The 23,861-nt window shown below is 73.6% G+C and carries 28 protein-coding genes; 20 read left to right on the top strand and 8 right to left on the bottom strand.

Annotation, left to right across the window (positions count from 1 at the left end; all coding sequences use genetic code 11):
* Positions 1–315 precede the first annotated feature (315 nt).
* The 6 genes from ABZ340_RS14890 to kynU all read left to right on the top strand — a co-directional run bounded on the left by ABZ340_RS14890 (position 316) and on the right by kynU (position 5,569).
* Positions 316–1,107, top strand: coding sequence for an aldose 1-epimerase (locus ABZ340_RS14890; protein WP_358782182.1), 792 nt, complete (start codon positions 316–318; stop codon positions 1,105–1,107).
* 10 nt (positions 1,108–1,117) lie between these two features.
* Positions 1,118–1,666, top strand: a complete 549-nt coding sequence (pyrE, locus tag ABZ340_RS14885; protein WP_358782181.1) for an orotate phosphoribosyltransferase — start codon at positions 1,118–1,120, stop codon at positions 1,664–1,666.
* A 182-nt stretch (positions 1,667–1,848) separates the two neighbouring features.
* The gene (gene fbaA, locus ABZ340_RS14880) at positions 1,849–2,880 is read left to right on the top strand and encodes a class II fructose-bisphosphate aldolase (protein ID WP_358782180.1); all 1,032 of its coding nucleotides are present in this window, start codon (positions 1,849–1,851) and stop codon (positions 2,878–2,880) included.
* A gap of 85 nt (positions 2,881–2,965) precedes the next feature.
* Positions 2,966–3,379, top strand: coding sequence for a DUF3151 domain-containing protein (locus tag ABZ340_RS14875; RefSeq protein WP_358782179.1), 414 nt, complete (start codon positions 2,966–2,968; stop codon positions 3,377–3,379).
* Between the two features lie 176 nt (positions 3,380–3,555).
* Positions 3,556–4,371: a tryptophan 2,3-dioxygenase gene (locus ABZ340_RS14870; RefSeq protein ID WP_358782178.1), complete on the top strand. Its 816-nt coding sequence runs from the start codon at positions 3,556–3,558 to the stop codon at positions 4,369–4,371.
* Positions 4,364–5,569, top strand: a complete 1,206-nt coding sequence (gene kynU / locus ABZ340_RS14865; RefSeq protein ID WP_358782177.1) for a kynureninase — start codon at positions 4,364–4,366, stop codon at positions 5,567–5,569. Before ABZ340_RS14870 ends, kynU begins: the two co-directional genes overlap by 8 nt.
* Before the next feature lie 123 nt (positions 5,570–5,692).
* On the opposite strand, the gene ABZ340_RS14860 is transcribed toward kynU, so the two are convergent.
* Positions 5,693–6,391, bottom strand: coding sequence for a TetR/AcrR family transcriptional regulator (locus ABZ340_RS14860; protein WP_358782176.1), 699 nt, complete (start codon positions 6,389–6,391; stop codon positions 5,693–5,695).
* A gap of 208 nt (positions 6,392–6,599) precedes the next feature.
* Between ABZ340_RS14860 and ABZ340_RS14855 the strand changes: the two genes are divergently transcribed.
* The 7 genes from ABZ340_RS14855 to ABZ340_RS14825 all read left to right on the top strand — a co-directional run bounded on the left by ABZ340_RS14855 (position 6,600) and on the right by ABZ340_RS14825 (position 13,744).
* Positions 6,600–7,514 carry an alpha/beta hydrolase gene (locus ABZ340_RS14855; protein WP_358782175.1) on the top strand — a complete coding sequence of 305 codons (915 nt, stop codon included), beginning with the start codon at positions 6,600–6,602 and terminating at the stop codon, positions 7,512–7,514.
* Positions 7,515–7,716: 202 nt separating this feature from the next.
* Positions 7,717–8,712 (top strand): alpha/beta hydrolase, encoded by a 996-nt coding sequence (locus tag ABZ340_RS14850; protein ID WP_358782174.1) that lies wholly within the window; start codon positions 7,717–7,719, stop codon positions 8,710–8,712.
* Positions 8,705–9,928 (top strand): acyltransferase, encoded by a 1,224-nt coding sequence (locus ABZ340_RS14845; RefSeq protein ID WP_358782173.1) that lies wholly within the window; start codon positions 8,705–8,707, stop codon positions 9,926–9,928. Before ABZ340_RS14850 ends, ABZ340_RS14845 begins: the two co-directional genes overlap by 8 nt.
* A 34-nt stretch (positions 9,929–9,962) precedes the next feature.
* Positions 9,963–11,321 carry a sensor histidine kinase gene (locus ABZ340_RS14840; RefSeq protein WP_358782172.1) on the top strand — a complete coding sequence of 453 codons (1,359 nt, stop codon included), beginning with the start codon at positions 9,963–9,965 and terminating at the stop codon, positions 11,319–11,321.
* Positions 11,318–12,034: a response regulator transcription factor gene (locus ABZ340_RS14835; protein WP_358782171.1), complete on the top strand. Its 717-nt coding sequence runs from the start codon at positions 11,318–11,320 to the stop codon at positions 12,032–12,034. The genes ABZ340_RS14840 and ABZ340_RS14835 overlap by 4 nt, the downstream gene beginning before the upstream one ends.
* A gap of 93 nt (positions 12,035–12,127) precedes the next feature.
* Positions 12,128–12,487, top strand: coding sequence for a hypothetical protein (locus tag ABZ340_RS14830; RefSeq protein ID WP_358782170.1), 360 nt, complete (start codon positions 12,128–12,130; stop codon positions 12,485–12,487).
* 51 nt (positions 12,488–12,538) lie between these two features.
* Positions 12,539–13,744, top strand: a complete 1,206-nt coding sequence (locus ABZ340_RS14825) for a cytochrome P450 (RefSeq protein WP_358782169.1) — start codon at positions 12,539–12,541, stop codon at positions 13,742–13,744.
* Here the strand turns inward: ABZ340_RS14825 and ABZ340_RS14820 are convergent.
* The 3 genes from ABZ340_RS14820 to ABZ340_RS14810 are packed head-to-tail and all read right to left on the bottom strand — an operon-like array spanning position 13,727 to position 16,534.
* Complete coding sequence (locus ABZ340_RS14820; protein ID WP_358782168.1) at positions 13,727–13,984, bottom strand: hypothetical protein; 258 nt, start codon at positions 13,982–13,984, stop codon at positions 13,727–13,729. The two genes, ABZ340_RS14825 and ABZ340_RS14820, sit on opposite strands and share 18 nt — an antisense overlap.
* A 46-nt stretch (positions 13,985–14,030) precedes the next feature.
* Complete coding sequence (locus tag ABZ340_RS14815; protein ID WP_358782167.1) at positions 14,031–15,641, bottom strand: ABC transporter permease; 1,611 nt, start codon at positions 15,639–15,641, stop codon at positions 14,031–14,033.
* Positions 15,638–16,534 carry an ABC transporter ATP-binding protein gene (locus tag ABZ340_RS14810; RefSeq protein ID WP_358782166.1) on the bottom strand — a complete coding sequence of 299 codons (897 nt, stop codon included), beginning with the start codon at positions 16,532–16,534 and terminating at the stop codon, positions 15,638–15,640. Before ABZ340_RS14810 ends, ABZ340_RS14815 begins: the two co-directional genes overlap by 4 nt.
* A gap of 104 nt (positions 16,535–16,638) precedes the next feature.
* Between ABZ340_RS14810 and ABZ340_RS14805 the strand changes: the two genes are divergently transcribed.
* Positions 16,639–17,154, top strand: a complete 516-nt coding sequence (locus tag ABZ340_RS14805; protein ID WP_358782165.1) for a MarR family transcriptional regulator — start codon at positions 16,639–16,641, stop codon at positions 17,152–17,154.
* Positions 17,155–17,326: 172 nt separating this feature from the next.
* Here the strand turns inward: ABZ340_RS14805 and ABZ340_RS14800 are convergent, their stop codons facing one another.
* Positions 17,327–18,196: a diacylglycerol kinase gene (locus ABZ340_RS14800; RefSeq protein ID WP_358782164.1), complete on the bottom strand. Its 870-nt coding sequence runs from the start codon at positions 18,194–18,196 to the stop codon at positions 17,327–17,329.
* 186 nt (positions 18,197–18,382) lie between these two features.
* Between ABZ340_RS14800 and ABZ340_RS14795 the strand changes: the two genes are divergently transcribed.
* From ABZ340_RS14795 to ABZ340_RS14775, 5 genes are all read left to right on the top strand, one after another.
* Positions 18,383–19,666 (top strand): adenylosuccinate synthase, encoded by a 1,284-nt coding sequence (locus ABZ340_RS14795; protein WP_358782163.1) that lies wholly within the window; start codon positions 18,383–18,385, stop codon positions 19,664–19,666.
* A 200-nt stretch (positions 19,667–19,866) separates the two neighbouring features.
* Complete coding sequence (locus tag ABZ340_RS14790; RefSeq protein WP_358782162.1) at positions 19,867–20,718, top strand: helix-turn-helix transcriptional regulator; 852 nt, start codon at positions 19,867–19,869, stop codon at positions 20,716–20,718.
* Between the two features lie 12 nt (positions 20,719–20,730).
* A complete protein-coding gene (locus ABZ340_RS14785) occupies positions 20,731–20,922 on the top strand; it encodes a DUF397 domain-containing protein (RefSeq protein ID WP_358782161.1) in 192 nt (63 codons plus the stop codon).
* 195 nt (positions 20,923–21,117) lie between these two features.
* Positions 21,118–21,522, top strand: a complete 405-nt coding sequence (locus ABZ340_RS14780) for a hypothetical protein (RefSeq protein ID WP_358782160.1) — start codon at positions 21,118–21,120, stop codon at positions 21,520–21,522.
* Positions 21,522–21,794, top strand: a complete 273-nt coding sequence (locus tag ABZ340_RS14775; RefSeq protein WP_358782159.1) for a hypothetical protein — start codon at positions 21,522–21,524, stop codon at positions 21,792–21,794. The genes ABZ340_RS14780 and ABZ340_RS14775 overlap by 1 nt, the downstream gene beginning before the upstream one ends.
* A gap of 391 nt (positions 21,795–22,185) precedes the next feature.
* On the opposite strand, the gene ABZ340_RS14770 is transcribed toward ABZ340_RS14775, so the two are convergent.
* Both ABZ340_RS14770 and ABZ340_RS14765 read right to left on the bottom strand, forming a co-directional pair.
* A complete protein-coding gene (locus ABZ340_RS14770; RefSeq protein WP_358782158.1) occupies positions 22,186–22,578 on the bottom strand; it encodes a type II toxin-antitoxin system VapC family toxin in 393 nt (130 codons plus the stop codon).
* Between the two features lie 6 nt (positions 22,579–22,584).
* Positions 22,585–22,782, bottom strand: a complete 198-nt coding sequence (locus ABZ340_RS14765) for a hypothetical protein (RefSeq protein WP_358782157.1) — start codon at positions 22,780–22,782, stop codon at positions 22,585–22,587.
* 482 nt (positions 22,783–23,264) lie between these two features.
* Here ABZ340_RS14765 and ABZ340_RS14760 point away from each other — a divergent pair, with 482 nt between their 5' ends.
* On the top strand, positions 23,265–23,390 hold the full coding sequence (locus ABZ340_RS14760; protein WP_358782156.1) for a hypothetical protein: 126 nt from the start codon (positions 23,265–23,267) through the stop codon (positions 23,388–23,390).
* 23 nt (positions 23,391–23,413) lie between these two features.
* On the opposite strand, the gene ABZ340_RS14755 is transcribed toward ABZ340_RS14760, so the two are convergent.
* The coding region (locus tag ABZ340_RS14755; protein WP_358782155.1) for a hypothetical protein at positions 23,414–23,861 on the bottom strand (448 nt) is incomplete at its 5' end.

Here is a 23,861-nt window from a genome sequence, read left to right as displayed (position 1 = left end):
TGCCGCCGGGCGTGGACGTCACCGAGCGTGGGCGCCGCTGAGCGTGGATGCCGCTGAGCGTGGATGCCGCCGAGCACGGATGCCGCCGAGGACGGACGTCACCGAGCGTGGGCGCCGCCGGACGTGGACGTCACCGAGCGCAGACGCCGCTGAGCGCAGACGCCGCCGGGCGTGGACGTCACCGAGCGCGGGCGCCGCTGAGCGTGGATGCCGCCGAGGACGGACGTCACCGAGGACGGACGTCACCGGGTGCGGGCGCCGCCGGACGTGGCGCACCGGATGAGGCGGTGCCGATCACCCCAGTAGGGTCGTGGCGTGAGCAACGAACCCATCACGCTGACCGCGGGCGACGCGGAGGCGACCGTGCTGCCGGGCAACGGCGGCCGGATCGGCGGACTCCGCGTCGGCGGCACGGAACTGCTCCGCCAGGGCGACCGCTACGGCTGCTTCCCGATGGTCCCCTGGTGCGGCCGGATCCGCGAGGGCCGCTTCCGCGACGGAGCCGTCGTCCACCAGATGCCGCTGAACTCCCCGCCGCACGCCATCCACGGCACCGCCCGCGACGCCGCCTGGCACACCGCCCGCACCTCGGAGAACGAGGCCGTCCTCACCTACGACCTGACCGGCCCCTGGCCCTACCCCGGCCGCGTCACCCAGGTGGTCGCGCTCGCCGAGGACTCCCTGACGCTGACGATGGCGGTGGAGACGTACGAGTCGTCGTTCCCCGCGCAGATCGGCTGGCACCCCTGGTTCAACCGCACCCTCGGCGGCGGCGAGGGCGTGACCATCGACTTCGCGCCCGCCTGGCAGGAGGAGCGCGGCGACGACCACCTGCCCACCGGCCGGCGGATCGACCCGGAGCCCGGCCCCTGGGACGACTGCTTCGGCATGCCCGGCGGCGTCGACGTGACCCTCACCTGGCCCGGACGGCTGGAGCTGAAGGTGACCAGCCCCGAGGAGTGGGTGGTGGTCTACGACGAGCAGGAGGCCGCCGTGTGCGTGGAGCCGCAGACCGGCCCGCCCAACGGGCTGAACACCGCGCCGCGCCTGGTCACGCCCCTCCAGCCGCTGGAGGCCACGACGACCTGGAGCTGGCGGCGGCTTTAAGCTGGCCGGTATGACGGACGTACGCGGCGCGCTGCTGCAGCAGATCAAGGACAAGGCCGTGGTGCACGGCAAGGTGACCCTCTCCTCGGGGCTGGAGGCCGACTACTACGTCGACCTGCGCCGCATCACCCTCGACGGCGAGGCCGCGCCGCTGGTCGGCCAGGTGCTGCTGGACCTGACCGAGGGCCTGGAGTTCGACGCGGTGGGCGGGCTCACCATGGGCGCCGACCCGGTCGCCGCCGCGATGCTGCACGCCGCCGCCGCCCGCGGGCGCAGGCTGGACGCGTTCGTCGTCCGCAAGGCCGCCAAGGCCCACGGCCTCCAGCGCCGCGTCGAGGGCCCGGACATCGCCGGCCGCCGCGTCCTGGTCGTCGAGGACACCTCCACCACCGGCGGCTCCCCGCTGACCGCCGTCGAGGCGGTGCGCGAGGCCGGCGCCGAGGTGGTGGCCGTCGCCACGATCGTCGACCGGGCGACCGGCGCCGCCGAGAAGATCCAGGAGGGTGCGGGCGTCCCGTACCTGTACGCCTACTCCAAGGACGAGCTGGGCCTGGACTGAGGGCCCGCCCGGGACCCCGCCGAGGCACGCCGCCGAGGACCCCGCCGAGGTCCACTCGGAGTATCCCGGTTCGTCTGGGAAGATGGGGCCGACGATGACGTCGCCCCCAAGGTGCCCCATGGTCTAGGTCAGGGCCGTAAGCACGCACGACACAGCCCACCCGCACATACAAGGAGCGGACAATGCCCATCGCAACTCCCGAGGTCTACAACGAGATGCTGGACCGGGCGAAGGCAGGCAAGTTCGCCTACCCGGCCATCAACGTGACCTCCTCCCAGACCCTGCACGCGGCCCTGCGCGGTTTCGCGGAGGCGGAGAGCGACGGCATCGTCCAGATCTCGACCGGCGGCGCCGAGTTCCTGGGCGGCCAGCACAACAAGGACATGGTGACCGGCGCGGTCGCCCTGGCCGAGTTCGCGCACATCGTCGCCGAGAAGTACGACGTCAACATCGCCCTGCACACGGACCACTGCCCCAAGGACAAGCTGGACGGCTACGTCCGCCCGCTGCTGGCGGTCTCCGAGGAGCGCGTCAAGGCCGGCCGCAACCCGCTGTTCCAGTCGCACATGTGGGACGGCTCCGCCGAGACCCTCGCCGACAACCTGGCCATCGCGCAGGAGCTGCTGCCCCGCGCCGCCGCCGCCAAGATCATCCTCGAGGTCGAGATCACCCCGACCGGCGGCGAGGAGGACGGCGTCTCCCACGAGATCAACGACTCCCTGTACACCACCGTCGAGGACGCCGTCCGCACCGCCGAGGCCCTGGGCCTGGGCGAGAAGGGCCGCTACCTGCTGGCCGCGTCCTTCGGCAACGTCCACGGCGTGTACAAGCCGGGCAACGTCGTGCTCCGCCCCGAGCTGCTGAAGCAGCTCAACGACGGCGTCGCCGCCAAGTTCGGCCGCCCGGCCGACAGCAAGCCGTTCGACTTCGTCTTCCACGGCGGCTCCGGCTCCACGGTGGAGGAGATCCGCACCGCGCTGGAGAACGGCGTGGTCAAGATGAACATCGACACCGACACCCAGTACGCCTTCACGCGTCCGGTCGTCGACCACATGTTCAAGAACTACGACGGCGTCCTGAAGGTCGACGGCGAGGTCGGCGCGAAGAAGACCTACGACCCGCGCACCTGGGGCAAGCTCGCCGAGGCCGGCATGGCCCAGCGCGTCGTCGAGGCCTGCCAGAGCCTGCGCTCGGCCGGTACGAAGATCAAGTAACGGTTTCCGCCGTACGCGCCGCGACGCCCGGCCGTCCCGTGGGTGGGACGGCCGGGCGCCGTGCGTGGTGGGGATACTGGTCCCCATGGCCATTCACGAGAACCTCCTCGGGGGACCGCCCCCGACCCACCTCCCCGACGACCCCGAGCCGCGCGAGCTGCTGGCGAACGGCACGGCACCCGCCGACGTCGCCGCGCAGCACCCCACCTCCTCGCTCGCGTGGGCCCAGCTGGCCGACGACGCCTTCGAGCGGGGCAGCGTCGTGGAGTCGTACGCCTACGCCCGTACCGGCTACCACCGGGGCCTGGACGCGCTGCGCCGCAACGGCTGGAAGGGCCACGGCCCGGTGCCCTGGGAGCACGAGCCGAACCGCGGCTTCCTGCGCGCCCTGCACGCCCTCGCCCGCGCCGCGCAGGCGATCGGCGAGAAGGAGGAGTACGAGCGCTGCTCCCAGTTCCTGCGGGATTCGTCGCAGACGGCGGCCGAGGTGCTCGGCTGACCGCAGGCGAAGGCACGCGAAGGCACGCGAAGACCTGAAGACCCTGGGGCCCGTCTGGCGACAGGCGGGCCTTGCGGTTCCCTGGGACGATTGCGGAGGATGCCAGGTGGGGACCGGGGCCCCGTGCCGGTAACGGCAGGGCGGACCGCTACCCGAAGTGCCATCAGGAGACAGAAATGTCCCACGACGCCCCGAATCTCGACTTCGAGGGCAGCACGCCGTACGAGGACTACGTCAAGGCGGACGTGCTCACCCACCTCCAGCACCCCCTCTCCGACGATCCCGGAGAGATGGTCTTCCTGGTCACGACCCAGGTCATGGAGCTGTGGTTCACCGTCATCGTCCACGAGTGGGAGACCGCGGCCCGCGCGCTGCGCGAGGACCGGACCGACGTGGCACGGGACGCGCTGAAGCGTTCGGTGCGGGAACTGGAGGCGCTCAACGCCTCCTGGACCCCGCTGGCCGGGCTCACCCCGGCCCAGTTCAACTCCTACCGGGGAGCCCTCGGCGAGGGCTCCGGCTTCCAGTCCGCGATGTACCGGCGGATGGAGTTCCTGCTCGGCGAGAAGTCCGCGTCCATGCTGGTCCCGCACCGCGGCGCGCCGCGCGTCCACGCCGAGCTGGAGAAGGCGCTGCACGAGCCGAGCCTGTACGACGAGGTGGTGCGGCTGCTGGCGCGGCGCGGGTACGCCATCCCGGACACCGTGCTTCGCCGTGACGTGACCCGGCCCTACGAGGCGTCGCCCGAGGTGGAGGCGGCCTGGGCGGCCGTGTACGCGGGCGACCAGAACGGCGAGCTGGCCCGGCTCGGCGAGGCGCTGACCGACGTCGCCGAGCTGGTGTGGCGCTGGCGCAACGACCACCTGGTCGCCACCCGCCGCGCGATGGGCGCCAAGACCGGTACGGGCGGCTCGGCCGGGGTGGCCTGGCTGGAGAAGCGGGCCCGCAAGAACGTGTTCCCCGAGCTGTGGACGGCGCGGTCGTATGTCTGAACTGATGAGCACCGCGCAGGAACTGGACGCGGCGGACCCGCTGGCCGGGACGCGGGACCGGTTCGTCCTGGACGACGTGGTCTACCTGGACGGCAACTCGCTGGGCGCGCTGCCCGCGCACGTCCCCGGCCGCGTCGAGGACGTCGTCCGGCGGCAGTGGGGCGAGCTGCGCATCCGGTCCTGGGAGGAGAGCGGCTGGTGGACCGCGCCCGAGCGGACCGGCGACCGGATCGCCCCGCTGATCGGGGCGGCCCCCGGGCAGGTCGTCGTCGGCGACTCCACCAGCGTCAACGTCTTCAAGGCGGTCGTTGCGGCGGTGCGGATGGCCGAGGGCCGCCCCGGTCGGCGGGACGAGATCCTCGTCGACGCGACCACCTTTCCCACGGACGGGTACATCGCCGGGTCCGCGGCCCGGATGACGGGCTGCGCGCTGCGGCCCGTGACGCCGGCCGAGGTCCCGGCGGCGCTCGGCGAGCGCACCGCCGCCGTGCTGCTCAACCACGTCGACTACCGCACCGGCCGGCTGCACGACCTGCCCGGCCTCACGGCCGCCGTGCACGCGGCGGGGGCGTACGTGGTGTGGGACCTGTGCCACAGCGCGGGCGCGCTGCCGGTCGGCCTGGACGAGCACGGCGTGGACCTGGCCGTCGGCTGCACCTACAAGTACCTCAACGGCGGCCCCGGTTCGCCCGCCTACCTGTACGTGCGCCGCGAGCTCCAGCCGCGTTTCGACTCGCCGCTGCCCGGCTGGAACTCGCACGCCGAGCCGTTCGGGATGGCGTCCGCGTACGCCCCGGCCGCCGGTGCGGCGCGCGGGCGCGTCGGCACGCCGGACATCCTCTCCCTGCTCGCCCTGGAGGCGGCGCTGGAGGTGTGGGACGGGGTGTCGATCGAGGCGGTGCGGGCCAAGTCGCTGGCGCTGACGGACTTCTTCCTGCGGTGTGTCGGGGAGTACGTCCCCGAGGGGCGGGTGGAGAACCTGACGCCGGTGGCGCACGCCGAGCGCGGCAGCCAGGTCGCGCTGCGCTGTGACGCCGCGGACGAGGTCATGAAGCGGCTGATCGCGCGGGGCGTGGTCGGGGACTTCCGCGCCCCGGACGTGCTGCGCTTCGGTTTCACGCCGCTGTACGTCGGCTTCGCGGACGTGGAGCGGGCGGCGCGGGTGCTGGGGGAGGTGCTGGAGGAGGGGCTCGGGTAGGGCCGTCGTTCCCTCCCCGCGCCCGGGGGTGCCGAGGGTGCCTCGGCTCACCGCGGGTGCCCGGGGTCGCCGAGGACGCCCGGGGTTATCGAGGATGCCCGGGGTCACCGAGGATGCCCGGGGTCACCGAGGAGGTGCCCCGGTGGTGTCCGGCGCCGGGGCGTTCCCGGTGGCGTCCGGTACCGGGACGTTCCCGGCGGTGTCCGGTGCCGGGGCGTCCCCGGTGGTGTACACCCCGGCCACCGCGGCGGCGAACGCGGCGCGGGCCGCGCGGTCCGCGGCGGCCGGGTCCGGGGGCTCGCCGGTGGTCAGCAGCGTGTAGTACAGCGGCGCGGACACCGCGCGGACCACCATCGCCGCGTCCGTCCCCGCGGGCAGCTCCCCGCGCGCCACGCCCTGTTCGACGCAGGGCGCCCACTCGGCGACCCGCATCTCGTAGAACCGCCGCAGCGCCCGTGCCGTCCGTTCGTCGCACGTGGCGGCGGCGATGACCGCGCGGAACAGGGCGCCCTGGCGGGGGTCGGCCAGGGTCCGCCGCACCAGGTCCGCGTTGGCCTTCAGGTCGCCGAGCACGGAGCCGGTCTCGGTGCGGGGCAGCGACTGCTCGGCCATGTCGGCGAGGAGGTCGGCCACCAGGGCGGTCACCGAGCCCCAGCGCCGGTACACGGTCGTCTTGCCCACCTCGGCGCGCCGCGCGATGTCGGCGAGGTCGAGCCGGTCGAAGCCCTGCTCGGCCAGCACGTCCCCGGCCGCGCGCAGCACGGCGGCACGGACACGGGCGGTACGCCCTCCGGGACGTACGGTGCCGGGTTCGGCGGGCATCTCGGCCTCCTCCACACGGGCCGGGGCACCCTCGCGGGCACCCCTGCGGCTACCTCGTCAGCGTAACGAGACGACAGGGCCGTTTAGCCCTCACCCTGCGTGACAACCCCGTGTCCGTGCACGTCACCGGCCTGGTACCGTCCCGCCAACGGCCGAATTCCTACCCTCCTGGTCCGCCAACACCGTTTCGTCCCCGAGAGGTTGAAGCATGCCGGACGTCGCAGCACCGGAGACCGCCGCCGCCCCCGCCGCCGGTGAAGGGGCGGCCCGCGCCGCCGCGGAGGAGAAGTCGGCCCTCTCGCACCCGGCGGTCGCCCCCGACGCCACCGCCGCCTACGGCGACCACCCCGACCAGGTGATCGACTTCTACGCCCCGCGCGGCACGGCGGGCCCCGGCGGCCCGGCCCCCGTGGTGGCGGTCCTGCACGGCGGCGCCTGGCGGGCCCCGTACGACCGCCGCCACGTCAGCCCGTTCGCCGCCTTCCTGGCCCGCCGGGGCTTCGCCGTGGCGAGCGTGGAGTACCGGCGGGGAGCGGCGGACGCGGGCGGGGACGGCCGGGTCGCGGGGCGCTGGCCCGACACCTTCGACGACGTGGCCGCCGCGCTCGACGCGCTGCCCGGACTCGTCCGCCGGTGCCTGCCGCAGGCCGACGCGGGCCGCACCGTGCTCACCGGCCACTCCGCCGGCGCCCACCTCGCCCTGTGGGCGGCGGCCCGGCACGTCCTGCCCGCCGACGCCCCCTGGCGCACCGACGGGCCGCCGCCCCTGCGCGGCGTGGTCGCCCTCGCCCCGATCGCCGACCTCGCGGTCGCCGACGAACTGGGGGTGTGCGGCGGGGCGGTGCGCGAACTCCTCGGCGGCGACGAGGGTTTCGCCCGGCACCGGCCGTACGCCGACCCGGCGCTGCTGCTGCCCACCGGCATCGCGACGACCCTGGTCCAGGGCCGTACGGACATCGACGTGCCGCAGGCGGTCGCCGAGGCGTACGCGGAGGCGGCGGCCAGGGCGGGCGAGGTGGTGGGCGTGACACTCCTGGAAGACGTCGGCCACTTCCCGCTCATCGACCCGGCGGCGGACGCGTGCGCGGTGGTGGCGGAGGAGATCGCCCAGCTCGCGTGGTGAGAGAGCCGCACGCCCGGTCCGGTCCTCGTACCTCGCACAGGCCGCCTTCCCGGTACCCGTACAGGTGGTCCGGTCGTACCCGTCATACCTGAGAGCTATGCCGTACGTGGGCTCTCCGGCATGACGCGGACGACGCCTCGCGATCCGTAACTTCCCTTCCTGGCAAGCCCGGTGGGCGGGCGCCGGGAGGGGAGGGCATTCCATGTGGACGTGGTCGCGGAGGCGGGGAGCGGCGCGCCGCGGCGCGGGCAGGTGGCGTCGCGCCGCCCTCGCCGCGCTCGTCGGCGGTGCCGTGGTGCTGCCCCTGTCGGCCGCCGCGCAGCCCCGGACCCCCGCCCCGGCCCCCGCCGCGACCGCCCCGGTCACGGCGGCCACGCTGGACGAGACGTACGCGGCCCACCGGGCCAACGCGGCCGATGCGTCCCGGATGGCCGCCGCCCACGGCGACCGCCGGCGGGCCGCGGCGGACCGCTCGCTGGCCGGCTCCTCCCGGCAACTGCTCGCCTTCGACGGACGGGGTCCGGGGCTGGTGACCGAGGTCCTCGGCGACCTGGCCCGCGCCGGCCACGTCGCCGTCCTGGTCCCGGGTTCCGACACCAGCCTCGACACCTACGGCCGCTTCCGCGCCGCCGCCCTCGCCCTGTACGGCCGGCTCACGGCGCAGGCCCCCGAGGGCACCCGCGTCGCGGTCGTGGCCTGGCTCGGCTATGAGACGCCCGGCACGGTGAGCACCACGGTCGCCACGGCCGGCCGCGCAGAGCAAGCGGCGCCCCGGCTCCGCTCCCTCGTCCGCCAGGTACGCGCCCTCACCGGGCCCCGGACGCACCTGTCCCTGCTGTGCCACTCCTACGGCTCCGTCGTCTGCGCCCGGGCCGCAGCCGGCCTGGACGCCGACGACCTCGCCCTCGTCGGCAGCCCCGGCACCGGCGCCGGCACCGCCGCCGGCCTGCGCACCCCCGCCCGCGTCTGGGCGGCGCGCGGCACCGGCGACTGGGTGGAGCACGTACCGCACGTGAGCGCCGGCCTGTTCGGCACCACCGTCGGCTTCGGCACCGACCCGGTCTCCCCGGCCTTCGGCGCCCGGGTCTTCGCCGCCGGCGACGGCGGGCACAGCGACTACTTCGCCCCCGGCTCCCGCTCCCTGGCCAACCTCGCCCGGATCGTGCTGGGCGAGCGTACGGAGGTGACCCGTGACTGACACCACCCGCACCCGCACCCGGGCCGGCGCCGCGTGGCAGGTCCTGCGGCAGGGCGCGGCCCGCGTCGACGCCGCCACCCCCCGCGACCGGGACCGCGCCGTCGACGCCCTGCGCGCCGCCGCCGTCCTCGGCGTCGTCCTCGGCCACTGGCTGGTGACGGCGCTGGTCGCCGACGGCCGCGAGCTGCGCGCGGCCAGCCCGCTCCAGCAGCTTCCGTGGCTGGCGCCCGTCTCCTGGGCCTTCCAGACCCTCGCCGTGTTCTTCCTGGTCGGCGGCCATGTCGCCACCCGGGGGTACGCGTCGGCCCGCGCCCGCGGCACCTCCTACGGCGGCTGGCTGGCCGCCCGTCTGTCCCGGCTGTTCCGGCCGGTCGCCGCCGTCCTCGCCCTGTGGACGGCGACGGCGGTGCTGCTGCTCCTGACCGGCGCGGAGTTCACCACCGTCCGCACGCTGGTCAAGCTCGCCCTGTCCCCGCTGTGGTTCCTGCTGGTGTTCGCCGCGCTGACGGCGGCGACCCCGCTGCTGGCCCGGCTGCACCCGCTGTGGCCGCTGGCCGTCGTCCTCCACGTGGACCTGCTGCGCTTCGGCCTCGGCGCGCCGTCCTGGCTCGGCTGGGCGAACCTGGCCGCGGGCTGGCTGGTGCCGTACACGCTGGGCGCCGCCTGGACCCGCGGCGAGCTCGACGGCCGCCGCACGGGCCTGCTCCTGCTCCTCGGCGGTACGGCGGCCACCGTGGCGCTGGTCGCCTGGGCCGGCTATCCGGCGTCGATGGTCGGCGTCCCCGGCGCCGGGGTCTCCAACCTCAACCCGCCGACGCTGGCCGCCGTCACCTTCGGCCTCGCGCAGTGCGGCCTGGCGCTGCTGCTGCGCGGGTGGCTGCGCCGCGCGATGCGGCGGCCGGTGGCATGGGCGGCGGTGGCGCTGGTGAACCTGTCCGCGATGACGGTCTTCCTCTGGCACCAGACGGCCCTGATGGCGACGACGGCCCTCGGTCTCCTCGCCGGCCGCCTGCCCGGCCTGCACACCCCGCCCGACGGCCTCGGCTGGGTCGCGGCCCGGCTGCTGTGGCTGCCGGTCTTCGCCCTCGCCCTGGCCTGCTGCTGGTCCGCGTTCCGCGGCGCGGAGCGGGGCGGCGGGCGGCGTGGCCGCTCGCGCGTGGTCCGGCGGCATCACCTGTCGCGGAGCGAGGCGACGGAGGGGACGCGGCGTGTCTAGGGTGGGCCGGGTGAGGGGCAGGGGGAGTGGGAGCATGGCCGTGGACCGCGTCGCGCGCTGGCTGCGCATACTGCGGGACGACCTGTGGACCGTACGGGCCGATCCGCTTCCTCTGGCCGTGTGGCTGCGCTGGTTGCCGCACGGCGTGGTGTGCCTGGCCGCGTTCGCGGTCTTCGGCGGTGCCCTGGCGCAGCTCCAGGACGACGGGAAACTGGGCTTCGGGTACGCCTTCCCGGTCGCGCTCGGCCAGGGCGGGGCCATGGTGCTCGCGCTGCGGCGGCCGGTTCCGGGGTGGTGGCTGTCGACGGCGGCCACGGTGCTGGGGGCGGTCGGGGTGCACCACCGGTTGCTCTCCGGAGCGGCGGGCGGCTTCACCTGGCCCTGGACCGCGGCCGGAATCATCGCCCACCTCTTCGTGCTGCTGCTGCTCTCCCTGCGGGTCCGCGCCCGCGTGGCCGTCGAGGCGCTCGCCCTGACCGGACTGGTCACCTATGTCCTCCAGGGGCTGTGGGGCGCGCCGGACTACCAGTCCACCGGCCTGGTCGCCCTGTCCCTGTCCGCCGTCGTGGTGGTGGTCGGCGCCGCCCTGCGCGGACGCCGCGAGGCCCGCGCCGAACTCGGCCGCCAGACCACGCTCACCGCCGAGGAACGCGCCCGCCGCACCCTGCTGGAGGAGCGCAGCCGCATCGCCCGCGAGCTGCACGACGTGGTCGCCCACCACATGTCCGTCATCTCCATCCAGGCCCAGGTCGCCCCGCACCTGGTGAAGGACCCGCCCGAGGAGCTCAAGGAGAACCTGGCGGGCATCCGGCACAACGCGCTGGAGGCGCTGACCGAGCTGCGCCGCGTGCTGGGCGTGCTGCGCTCCGAGGACACCGGGCACGCCGCGGGCACCGGGCACGCCGCGGGCACCGCGCGCCCCGGTCCCGCCGAGGCGCACGCCCCGCAGCCCACCCTGGACCGGCTCGGCGCGCTGGTGGAGAACACCCGGGCCGCCGGCCTGACCGTCACCACCGCGATCACCGGCCGGCGCCGCCCGCTGCCGCCCGGCGTGGAGCTGTCGGCGTACCGGATCGTGCAGGAGGCCCTGAGCAACGTCCTGCGGCACGCGCCCGGCGCACGCGCCGAGGTCCGCGTCGACCACACGCCGCAGGGCCTGCGCGTGGAGGTCACCAACACCCCGCCGACGCGTGCGGCACCGCCGTCACCGGGCGCGGGCCACGGGCTGCTCGGCATGCGGGAACGGGCCGCGATGCTCGGCGGCACGCTGACGGCGCGTCCGCTGCCGGACGGCGGCTACCGGGTCTCCGCGTTCCTGCCGGCCGACGCCGACGGCTCTTCCACCTCCGGCTCCCGCTACTCCCGCTACTCCCGCGAGGAAGGCACCGCATGACGAGCAGCAGCCCCACCAGTCCCGTCGGCTCCGCCAGCTCCACCGGTCCCATCCGGGTGCTGATCGCCGACGACCAGCAGATGGTCCGGCAGGGCTTCACCGTGCTGCTGAACACCCAGCCCGACATCGAGGTGGTCGGCCAGGCGGTGCACGGGCTGGACGCCGTCGCCAAGGTCGCCGAACTCGCCCCCGACGTCGTGCTGATGGACATCCGCATGCCCGAGCTCGGCGGCATCGAGGCCACCCGCCGCATCACCGGCGAGGCCCCGGGCATCCGGGTGCTGGTGCTGACCACCTTCGACCTCGACGAGTACGTCTACGAGGCACTGCGCGCCGGAGCCTCCGGCTTCCTGCTCAAGGACGCCTCCGCCGAGCAGCTCGCCGAGGCGGTCCGGGTGGTGGCCGCCGGGGACGCGCTGCTCGCGCCCGGCATCACCCGCCGTCTGATCGCCGAGTTCTCCCGGCTCGGCGACGACCGCCCGCGCCCCCCGCTGAAGGAACGCGTCGGCGACCTGACCGAGCGGGAGACGGAAGTCCTCGCCCTGATCGCGCGGGGCCTGTCGAACGTGGAGATCGCCCAGCACCTGGTCGTCGCCGAGCAGACGGTGAAGACGCACGTGGGCCGCATCCTGGCGAAGCTGGGGCTGCGGGACCGGACGCAGGCGGCGGTGTTCGCGTACGAGTCGGGACTGGTGCGGCCGTCGGGGTACTGAACACCCCGGGACCACGTAGTACTTGAGACGGACCCCGCGGAACCCCCCTCGCTGCTGACGACCGCGCCGCCGCGGCCGCCTACCGTTGCGGACGTGACCGAGACGACGACGCAGAAGCAACCCGTGCCGCCGGGTGGCGGGTCCGGCGCGCACCAGCCGCGCAGCCCCGAGTTCCGGGCCGCCGCCGACGCCCTGCGGGGCCTGCGCCAGGAGCTGTTCCACGACGCCTTCGCCTACCGCCCGCTGCCCCGCACGGTCACCGACGGGCCGCCGGCCCGCCTGCTTCCCGGCCGGCTGCGGGCCGGCGCGGTGTACGCCCCGCACGCGGTGGTGGGGCTGGCCGCCCTGGTGGCCTTCTGGGCCGGGTCCGTGGCCAGCGGCACCTCCGAGGGCCCGCTGGCCCTGCTGCGCGGGCTGCTGTGCGCGGTACCGGTGCTGGTGACGCCCGGCTGACCGGCCGGCCGGGCCCTGGCCAGGCCGGGGCCGCCCGGTTAACGTCCGTCCATGGCAGCCTTCGACCCGTGGGACCCCGCGTTCGTCGCCGACCCGTACCCCGCCTACGCCGAGCTGCGGGCGCGCGGCCGGGTGCTGTACCACGAGCCGACGGACCAGTGGCTCGTCCCGCACCACGCCGACGTCTCGGCGCTGCTGCGGGACCGCCGCCTGGGCCGTACGTACCTGCACCGCTTCACCCACGAGGACTTCGGCCGCACCCCGCCCCCGCCGGAGCACGAGCCCTTCCACACCCTCAACGACCACGGGATGCTCGACCTGGAGCCGCCGGACCACACCCGCATCCGGCGCCTGGTGGCGAAGGCGTTCACCCCGCGCACGGTGGAGCGGCTCGTGCCGTACGTGCGCGCGCTCGCCGGCGAGCTGGTGTCCGGCCTGGTCGCGGCGGGCGGTGGCGATCTGCTGACAGACGTGGCGGAGCCGCTGCCGGTCGCGGTGATCGCCGAGCTGCTGGGCATCCCCGAGTCCGACCGGGCCCCGCTGCGGCCCTGGTCGGCGGCGATCTGCGGGATGTACGAGCTGAACCCGCCGCCGGAGGCGGCGCGCAGGGCGGTGAGCGCGTCGGTGGAGTTCTCGGGCTACCTGCGCGAGCTGATCGCCGCCCGCCGCAAGGCGCCCGGCGACGACCTGGTCTCCGCCCTGATCGCCGCCCACGACGAGGACGACGACCGCCTCACCGAGCAGGAGATGATCTCCACCTGCGTCCTGCTGCTGAACGCGGGCCACGAGGCCACCGTGAACGCCACGGTCAACGGCTGGTGGGCCCTGTTCCGCAACCCGGGGCAACTGGCGGCCCTGCGCGCCGACCACACCCTCGTCCCGTCCGCCGTCGAGGAGCTGCTGCGCTACGACACCCCGCTCCAGCTCTTCGAACGCTGGGTGCTGGACGACATCGAGATCGACGGCACGGTGGTCCCGCGCGGCGCGGAACTCGCCCTCCTCTTCGGCTCCGCCAACCACGACCCGGCGGTCTTCACCGACCCCGGCCGCCTGGACCTGGCCCGCCGCGACAACCCCCACGTCTCCTTCAGCGCCGGCCTCCACTACTGCATCGGCGCCCCGCTCGCCCGCATCGAACTGGCGGCCTCGATGCGGGCGCTGCTGGAGCGGGCCCCGGCCCTGCGCCCGGCCGCCGAGCCGACGCGCAAGCCGAACTTCGTGATCCGGGGGCTGGCGGGGCTACCGGTGACGCTCTGAGCGCCGCCCCCGGCTCAGCAGGTACGCGACCAGCCCCCAGGCGAGAGCGGGCAGGACGGCACCGGCGACGACGACGAGGGGGAGCTCGGTCAGCAGGACGCCGTAGTCGGTGCCCTCGCCCTCGAAGCCGTTGCCGAGGTGCCGCTGCGTGCGGCCGGAGGTTCCCCACCACAGCGTCGCCGCCGTGGCGCCGGCCGCCGACAGCAGGCATCCGCCGCAGGTCATCGCGTCTCTCGTCATGACCGGGGAGGACGCCCCCGCACCGGCCGCGGTTCCGCCACGGGGTTCACGCGGCCGTGTCCCGGCGCCGCAGCCCGGCCAGCCCCGCCCCCGTCAGCGCCGCCGCCAGCCCGGTCAGCACCAGCACCGGCCCCCACGCCATCTCCCCGCCCGGCAGCTTCGGCAGATGCCCGAACGGGGACACGTCCAGCACCGCCTGCGGCACGTCCAGCGCGGGCCCGACCCAGCCGATCAGCAGCACCGCGACCGCCACGCCCCACGCCACCGGCGCGAGCCGGGGCGCGAGCCCGTACAGCAGCATGGCGAGCGAGCCGACCACCCACACCGCGGGGACCTGCGCCAGGCACGCCCCCAGGACCGGCCCGAGGTCCCGGCCGTGACCGAGGGCGAAACCGGCCCCGGCGAGCAGCAGGATCAGCACCGCCCCGCCGAACGCGGCCACCAGGTGCCCGGCGGCCCACCGCAGCCGCCCCACGGGCCCCGCCAGCACCGGTTCCGCCCGCCCGGACACCTCCTCGCCGTGCAGCCGCAGGACCGACGCCACGACGTACAGGGCCGCGACCAGCCCGAGCATCCCCACCATCGCCGACACGAACGCGTCCGCCGGCCCGGTCTGCCCGCCCATCCGGGCGATGATCTCCCGGGTCCGCTGGTTGTCCCCGGCCAGCTCGGCCGCCCCCTCGGTCATCGCGCCGAGGACGGCCCCGGCCAGGAGGAACCCGGCGCTCCAGCCGAGCACACCGCCCCGCTGCAACCGCCACGCCAGCGCGCCCGCCGTGCCCAGCCGCCCGTCGGCCGGTCCCGGCCGGGCCGGCCGGAAGCCCCCGCCGGTGTCCCGCCGCCCGGCCAGCGCGTACGCCACCGCGCCCTGCGCCACCGCCGCCCCCGCGAACAGCAGCAGCACCCACCACCGCTCGCCCGCGAACGCCCGCAGGTTCTCCAGCCAGCCCAGCGGCGACAGCCACGTCAGGACCGACGAGCCGCCGTCGGCGGTCGCGTCGCCCGCCGCGCGCAGCACGAACGCCGCGCCCAGCGCCGCCGCCGTCAGGCCCCGCGCCGCCCGCGCGCTCTCGGTCAGCTGGGCGGCGACCGCCGCCGCCGTGGCGAAGACCATCCCGGTGCCCGCGATGCCCAGGCCGAGGGCCGCCGCACCCACCAGGCCCTGCCCGGCCAGCCCGGCCGTCACCAGCAGCGCCAGCGCCCCGCACGCGACGCCCGCCGCCAGCAGCGCCGCCGTCAGCGGCGCCCGGCGGCCGACCGTCCCGGACGCCACCAGCTCCTGCCGCCCGCTCTCCTCCTCGTCCCGGGTGTGCCGTACGACGACCAGCAGCGCCATGACGGCCGCGAGCGCACCGGCGTACACGCCGGCCCGCCACGCCGTCAGCGCGCCGAGGGAGTCGCCGAAGACCGGGCCGACCATCGCGCGCAGGGAGGGGTTGGTCTCCATCTGGCGGAGCAGACCGGCGCGCTCGGCCGGGGTGCCGTACAGGCTCTCCAGCGTGCCCGGCATGGAGAGGACCATGACCGCGTTCACCGCGATCCACACCGGGATCGGCACCCGGTCGCGGCGCAGCGCGAACCGCAGCAGCGTGCCGGTGCCGGCCAGCGGGCGGGAGCCGCCGGACCGCGGGGCGAGGGCCGTGCCGGCGGCCGTCATCGGGCCGCCCTCCGGTCCTGGTAGTGCCGCAGGAACAGCTCCTCCAGCGTCGGCGGCGCCGACGTCAGCGACCGCACGCCCGTCTCGCCCAGGGACCTGAGCACCGCGTCGAGCTTGTCGCTGTCGACCTGGAACCGGACCCGCCGCCCCCGTACGTCGAGGCCGTGCACGCCGGGCAGGTGCGCCAGCCCGTCGGGCGGGCCCGCGAGGTCGGCGGTGACGCTGGTGCGGGTCAGGTGCCGCAGGCCGGCGAGCGAGCCGGTCTCGACCGTCCGCCCCTTGCGGACGATGCTCACCCGGTCGCACAGCTCCTCCACCTCGCCGAGGATGTGGGAGGACAGCAGCACCGTCCGGCCGCGGTCGCGTTCCTCGGCCACGCAGCGCCGGAAGACCTCCTCCATCAGCGGGTCCAGGCCGCTGGTCGGCTCGTCCAGGATCAGCAGGTCGACGTCCGAGGCGAACGCGGCGACCAGGGCGACCTTCTGCCGGTTGCCCTTGGAGTACGTCCGGCCCTTCTTCGTCGGGTCGAGCTCGAAGCGGTCGACCAGTTCCGCGCGCCGCCCGCGGTCGAGCCCGCCGCGCAGACGGCCGTACAGGTCGATGACCTCGCCGCCGGTCAGGTTGCGCCACAGCGTCACGTCACCGGGCACGTACGCGATCCGGCGGTGCACCTCGACCGCGTCCCGCCACGGGTGGCGGCCCAGCACCCGCGCGGCGCCGGAGTCGGCGCGCAGCAGGCCGAGCAGGACGCGGATGGCGGTGGACTTGCCGGCGCCGTTGGGGCCGAGGAAGCCGTGGACCTCGCCGGACTCGACCTCCAGGTCCAGGCCGTCGAGCGCGTGGGTCCGTCCGAAGGACTTGTGCAGTCCGGAGACGGTGATGGCCTTCGTCATGCTTCGGAACGTACGCTTCTTTCAGAAATTTGTGAAGTTAAGGAAGCGTATAAATCCAGGGCTAGACTGGCGGACGGTGGCCGAGCAGGGGAGACGATCGAGACATGGCGGACGTGAAGGCGGCGGCGGGACGGAGCGGCGGCGAGCGGGACCCGGAGGCGGTCTCGCGGTTCGTGGAGCACTTCGCGGCGCAGCTCGTCGAGGCCGGTCTGCCGCGCATGCCCGCCCGCGTCTTCACGGCGCTGCTCGCCTCCGACACCGGCACGCTCACCTCCGCCGACCTGGGCGAGCAGCTGAAGGTCTCGCCGGCCGCGGTCTCCGGGGCGGTGCGCTACCTGGCGCAGGTGCACATGGTCTCCCGGGAGCGGGAGCCCGGCTCACGCCGGGAGCGCTACCGGGTCCACGCCGACCAGTGGTACGAGGCCCTCACCAACCGCGAGGCCGTCCTCAAGCGCTGGGAGGACGCCCTGCGCGAGGGGATCGCCGGCCTCGGCGCCGACAGCCCGGCGGGCCGCCGCCTGGCGGAGACGCTCGCCTTCTTCGAGTTCCTCCAGGGCGAGGTCACGGCGATGATGGACCGCTGGCGCGCCCACCGCGAGCAGCTCTTCGGAAAGAGCTGACGGCCGACGGCGCACGGCCACCCCGCCTCGTGCGACACACGACGCACGTCGGACGACGCACGACGCACGACGCACGACGCACGACGCACGACGCACGACGCACGACGCACGACGCACGTCGGACGACGCACGACGCACGTCGGACGACACACGACGTATGTACGTACGGCGCTCAGCCCGGCAGCCGCAGCCCCCACGCCCCCTCCCGCACCACCCACGTCCGGGTCCGCACCGGCCCCGACACCATCGCGTCCGCCCGGTAGCGGAAGTGCGCCCCCGACACGGTCACCGCCCGGCCCGCCGCCGTCAGCGGCGACGCCTCCGCGCCCACGGACACCGGCCGCACCTCCACCTCGGCCAGCCCGGCGTCCCCCGGCGCCAGCGACACCCCGGCCACCGGCTGGTCCAGGTCGACCAGCATCCTCCCGTCGACCTCCACCCGCAGCCGGGCCGGCCCCGGACCGGCGAGGGGGACGGAGCGGGCGGACCGTACGGGCCGCGCGGCCGTCAGCGTCCGCACCAGCGACCGGCACGTCCGCACCCAGGACCGCACCGGCACCTTCGGGGCCCGTTCCCCCTCCGCCTCCGGCCCGTCCAGCGGCGGGATGCCCACCGCCCCCAGCACCACCCCGTCGCTGTCGTCGACGAGCAGGTCCAGCCGCCGCTCGGTCCCGTCCAGCGCCGCCCGCGCCGCGGCCACCGCCCCCGCCGGCACGCCCAGCGAGCGGACCAGCCCGAGGTCCGCCCCCACCGGCACCACCGCCAGGGCGCACGCCGCCAGCTCCCGCTGCCGGTGCAGCACCGCCACCGCCCGCAGCAGCGCCCGGTCGTCACCGACGACCACCGGCCGCCGCGAGCCCCGCCGCCGCAGCGCCCGCGCGAACTCCTCCGGACCCTCCGGCAGGCACAGCTTCATCCGCGCCGCACCCGCGCCGAGCACGTCTTTCGCGATCCGGACGGACTCGCCGTCCGCCTCCCGGGCGACCGGGTCGATGACCACCAGCAGCTGATCGGGCGTCGCGGAAGTCGCCACCTCGGCCATGCCTCGCTTCCTCGGGTAGCATCTTTGTGCAAGAGCCCCTTGCGCTATTGCGCCAGGGGCTTCGTCTATTCCGGGGCATCCGGGTCCGACGGTCAGCGGCCAACGACGGTCGCGGTGCACGCGGCAGGAACCCTCCGCGTACGCCCCTGACCCTGGACATGCCCCGCCCGGAAGGGGTGTACGCGCGTGCCCGCACTTGTGCTGCTCGGTGCTCAGTGGGGTGACGAAGGCAAGGGAAAGGCCACCGACCTGCTCGGTGGCTCGGTGGACTATGTCGTTCGCTACCAGGGCGGCAACAACGCCGGCCACACGGTAGTGGTGGGTGACCAGAAGTACGCCCTCCACCTGCTCCCTTCCGGAATCCTGTCCCCCGGCTGCACGCCGGTCATCGGCAACGGCGTCGTCGTCGACCCGTCGGTCCTGCTCTCCGAGCTGAGCGGGCTCAACGAGCGAGGCGTCGACACGTCCAAGCTCCTGATCAGCGGCAACGCTCACATCATCACGCCGTACAACGTCACCATCGACAAGGTGACGGAACGCTTCCTCGGCAAGCGGAAGATCGGCACCACCGGCCGCGGCATCGGCCCGACCTACGCGGACAAGATCAACCGCGTCGGCATCCGGGTGCAGGACCTGTACGACGAGTCGATCCTCACCCAGAAGGTCGAGGCGGCCCTCGACGTCAAGAACCAGCTCCTGACCAAGCTGTACAACCGGCGCGCGATCGCCGCGGACCAGGTGGTCGAGGAGCTGCTGGGCTACGCCGAGCAGATCAAGCCGTACGTCGCCGACACCGTCCTGGTCATCAACCAGGCGCTGGACGAGGACAAGGTCGTCCTGTTCGAGGGCGGGCAGGGCACCCTGCTCGACATCGACCACGGCACGTACCCGTTCGTCACCTCCTCCAACCCGACCGCGGGCGGCGCCTGCACCGGCGCGGGCGTGGGACCGACCCGGATCAGCCGCGTCATCGGCATCCTCAAGGCGTACACGACCCGCGTCGGCGCCGGCCCGTTCCCGACGGAGCTGTTCGACGAGGACGGCGAGGCGCTGCGCCGCATCGGCGGCGAGCGGGGCGTGACCACCGGCCGCGACCGCCGCTGCGGCTGGTTCGACGCCGTGATCGCCCGCTACGCCACCCGCGTGAACGGCCTGACCGACTTCTTCCTCACCAAGCTGGACGTGCTCACCGGCTGGGAGGAGATCCCGGTCTGCGTGGCGTACGAGATCGACGGCAAGCGGGTCGAGGAGCTGCCCTACTCGCAGACCGACTTCCACCACGCGAAGCCGGTCTACGAGACCCTCCCGGGCTGGTCCGAGGACATCTCCAAGGCGAAGTCCTTCTCCGACCTGCCGAAGAACGCCCAGAACTACGTCAAGGCGCTGGAGGAGATGTCCGGCGCCCCGATCTCCGCGATCGGCGTGGGCCCGGGCCGGGACGAGACGATCCAGATCAACTCGTTCCTGTAGACCGCGTCCGGGCTCCTGCCCGGGCCTGGGATGCCGGACGGGCCGGTCGGCGTGCCGAGGCGCGCCGGCCGGCCCGTTCCTGTGTCCCGGACGGGCTCGCCGCGAGGCGGAGGCGGCTCGGGCCGCCGTGGCGGCGGGGATACTGGAGGACGGGGAGTCCTCCGACGGCACGGACTCCGGGGAACGGCAAGGAGAATCGCGTGCCCGTCAGGAAGCCGTCCACCGAACGGCAGCGCCGTCTCGGGGCCGAGCTGCGCAAGATGCGCGAGCGCGTCGGCATGACGATCAACGAGGCCGCCACCCTGCATCGCACCGACCGGACGACGGTCAGCAATACGGAGTCGGCCCGCTCCGGGGTGAGCAGCGACCGCGTCCGGGTATGGGCTGCCAACTACCGCTGCCCGGACGCGAAGTACATCGATGCGCTCGCTGACATGGCCCGGGAACGCGGGCCGTACTGGTGGGACGAGTACCGGCAGGTACTGCCCACCGGGCTGCTGGACATCGCGGAGATGGAGCACTACGCCTCGGCGCTACGGTCGGCTCAGATCATGCACATGCCTGGCTTGCTTCAGCACCCCGACTACATGCGTGGCATCTTCGCGGAAGCCGTCCCGGCCATGGCGCCCACCGACCTGGAGCGGCATGTCGCTTTCCGGGTAAGGCGGGCACAGGTGCTCGATCGCTCTGACCCTCCGCCCTGTGAGTTCCTGATCCATGAGGCTGCTCTGCGCATGCGGTTCGGTGACCGGGGCGTGCTGCTGCGTCAGCTCGAACATCTGCTGAAGCAGTCCGAGCGGCCCAACGTGACGCTCCGGGTGGTGCCGTTCAGCGCGGGAGGCTTCGCCAACGCGGGCAGTTCGACCCTGTACGCGTGTGGTCCCGTGCCTCAGCTGGACATGGTGCAGATCGACGTGCCCACCGGCGTCACCTTCCTGCACGCCGACACCCATCTCGTGAACTACCGTGCCGTTCTTGACCGGATGCGTGAACGTGCATTGGAACCAGACGAGTCCATCGACTTCGTCCGGGACGTGGCACACGAGATCTGAGGTAGGGAACCGGTGGAACTTCACTGGCGTAAGTCGTCCTTCTCGGCGGACACCGGCAGTTGCATAGAGATCGCCGAACGAGACGGGTGGGTCTTCCTGCGGGAGAGCGACGACCCGGACGTGATCGTGCGGACCGATCGCGGCAAGTTGCGCGCCTTCCTGGAGGGAGCGAAGGCCGGCGAGTTCGACGGCTTCGCGGCATAGGCGACCGCCGGGACGTGAGGCATATGCCAACTTGAAGAACTTACGCAACATGTTGTGTGGCGCATCATGAAGTGCGTACGCTGTGTAGCACCCGCTGGACGGTGAGTACCGAACCGTCCAGCGGTGCGCACAAGAAAGCCCCGGCGGTGTCTCCAGCACCCCGGGGCACGGCCAACGCTGCAAAGGAGCGTCAGCATGCTCAAGCCTATCCGGCCTGCCCTCGAACGGGCTCTGGCCCTGGTCCTGGCCCTGCTGTTCCCCGCCACCGGCCGACGCCGACACCACCACCGGCATCGGCGCCCCGGCCACCCGGCACCCACCCCCCTCTCCCCGCGTACTCTCTCCGGCCTGCGCCTGTCCATCCGCCGCAGCACCCCGCCCGGCCTGCTCGCCGCCCTTCCCCCGCGCAGGTGGAGGGACACGCCGGCCGCTCTCGACGACACCGGCCCTCTCGTACGCCCCTACCTGCTCGCCCACGAGCGACGGCAGCGGCAGCTGGAACGCCGTGCCGCTCTCGTCCTCGCGGTCGAGGGGATCGACGTGGGGCCCTGGGTGATCCACGGCCACTACATCGGTACTCCCGTGGAGGCGGCGGCCTGATGAGTACGACGCCGAACACGCCGGTCCAGGTGAGCCGCGTACCGAGCAAGCCCGTACGCCGGGAAGGCGACGGCACCCTCGCGATCGACCTCTGGCTGCGCCGCGACGGGGTCTTCGACACGGACGTGGCCCTGCACCTCACCCCCGCCGAAGCCGAACTGCTGCACGCCCAGCTCTGCTACGCGCTCGACGACGAGACCGCGGCGCTCATCACGCCGGAGGCGAAGCGACCGGAATGCCGCAAGGGCGGCGCCACCACCCGCGGGCACTGAACGGCATGCGCTCGCCCGGCACGAACTGAGCGGGCACCGGAAGCCCGTACGCCCGGGGCATCCCGGCGCGCACGGGCTTTCGGGCGTGCCTGTTCCCAGAGACTTTGTGAGCGGAAGGCACGTCCGGCGGGGCATGCGCGTCCTCCCGGCTCGAGGGCTTCGGACCGGCCCTGCTCTCGTGTGGCTACCGCCAAGTGGGGGTCAGGAAGTCGATCGCCCCCTGTGACCGCCCCGGGAGAATTCCTCAGGGCAACTTGCTTTTCGCGTCCCTTCCACCTCGCATGGACTGAGACCGAGAGAGCCGGTCCAGGTGTGGGGGTTGTGGACGTAGGGGTCGGGGGTGAGGCAGCGGGTGGTGGTGCCCCAGAGGGTGGTGCGCCAGGCGCGGCTGTTACTCGGCGCCGAGGATGCGGAGGCCGTGGTGAAGGCGGAAGTCCTCGTGATCCTTGAGGTTGAGGGTGGCCAGCGGCAGGTCGTAGGTGAGAGCGCAGGCGGCGATCCACATGTCGTTGGCCGGGCGGGGCCGGCCACGCTGTATCCCGGCGGCCGAGAGCCGTCCCCAGGTGGCGGCGACGGACTCGTCGCCGGGCAGGACGGGAATGTCGGCGAGTCCCTGGCGGCTGCGGGCACCCCAGTGGCGGATCTCCATCCACTTGGTCAGTTCGCCGTAGGTCACGAAGGTGATCAGCGGCTTGCGGCCGATGAGGCGACTGGCGAGCGGCCCGGTGAGCTTGCGCTTGTGGGACAGGGAAGCGACGTCGGTGTCCAGGACGACGGGTTGCATACGACCTCAGGCGACGTCTCGATGGCGCTCGGCGTACGTGAAGGCGAGGAACTCTTCCAGTTCCTCGTCCGACTCGAAGGTGTCGGCGGCAAGATCGTCAAGGGAACGGATCGGCTGGGTGTTCTTCGCCGCCAGCATCGCCTCGACCGACAGCCGCGGCCTGGGTGGCGGGTACCTGAAGCCTTCCGATGCAGGCGTACTCACCAGGACCTCCATCAGGGACGAGAACCGGCTCCGTGGCCCAGCATACGGGCGCCTGCACCTGCGCACATCAAGGATTTCGCCCACGAGCCAGGCCTCGAACGCGTGTGCAGTGGAGCAGTCCGTCAGGGCAAGTGCCGGCCTCGGCTCGTGTACGGCCGGCTTGGTCGGCAGGGTACTGGTGCGCCCGGGGGCCGCTGGCGACTGCCGGCCGTCGGAGAAAGTACCGACGCCACACCACGAGACGCCACGGCGGATTCGGTCTCCGGAGCGCGACCCCCGGTTGGTGGCCACCCTGTTCGGCAGGTTGACCGGCTCGGCTTGCCGAGGTTCGGTTCAGTGCCGGGGGCGTTCGCTTTCGAGGCGGTCGATGTGGTCGCGGAGTTCCTCGTTCTGGTCGAGTGCGCCGGCGAGGGCGTCCCCGCGGACGTGGAGCCGCATCTCCTCGGGGGCTGGGAGGCCGCCTCCCCGACCAGCCTCCATACATGGTCACGGACTTGAACGCGGACCTGCCGCAGTGCGGACAGCGCACGCTTCCCGACATCGTCCGCGGCCACTTCGGCGGTCCGCACGTCCGCTACATCCTGGACGAGAACCCCATGAGTTTCTGATCAACAAGTCGTCGGCGTTGAGGTTAGGGCGTGCCGAGGATTTCCATGACGCTTTCCCTGACCAGGTCGCAGAAATTCGAGACTTTCTGCTGGTCGGCCCCGTGTTTAACCGCCCTCTCGATCTGCCACTCTGCGAACAGGGGAGCGAACCAGAGGAGCCTGACGAAGTCTTGATGGATGGGCTCACCTTCGGTTATTTCAATGGAGCTTAGAAGATCGACATAGCGATCGGCGAGCTCTGCGTCGAATTCCCCCTGTCGGAGTTTTCCGAGTGCTCCTCGTTCGGGGTCCCATGCCAGATCGAGTGCCTCTAGGACCTGGGGGTCCGAGTGCTTCATTCCCAAACTCCAATGAGCCGTTTCCAACCTGGCTGAGAGACCGGCCGGTTGGTGTGGGGGCGGCGTTGAGGAAGAGGTGAAGCTCCTGGTAGATGGGTTGTCGACCAAGATCAACCTGTCCGCCCGGAGCTTC

This window comes from Streptomyces sp. NPDC006134, assembly GCF_040628835.1.
In the GTDB taxonomy this organism is placed as follows: domain Bacteria; phylum Actinomycetota; class Actinomycetes; order Streptomycetales; family Streptomycetaceae; genus Streptomyces.
Note: the sequence above shows the minus strand (reverse complement) of the source record. Positions and strands in the feature narration are given on the sequence as shown.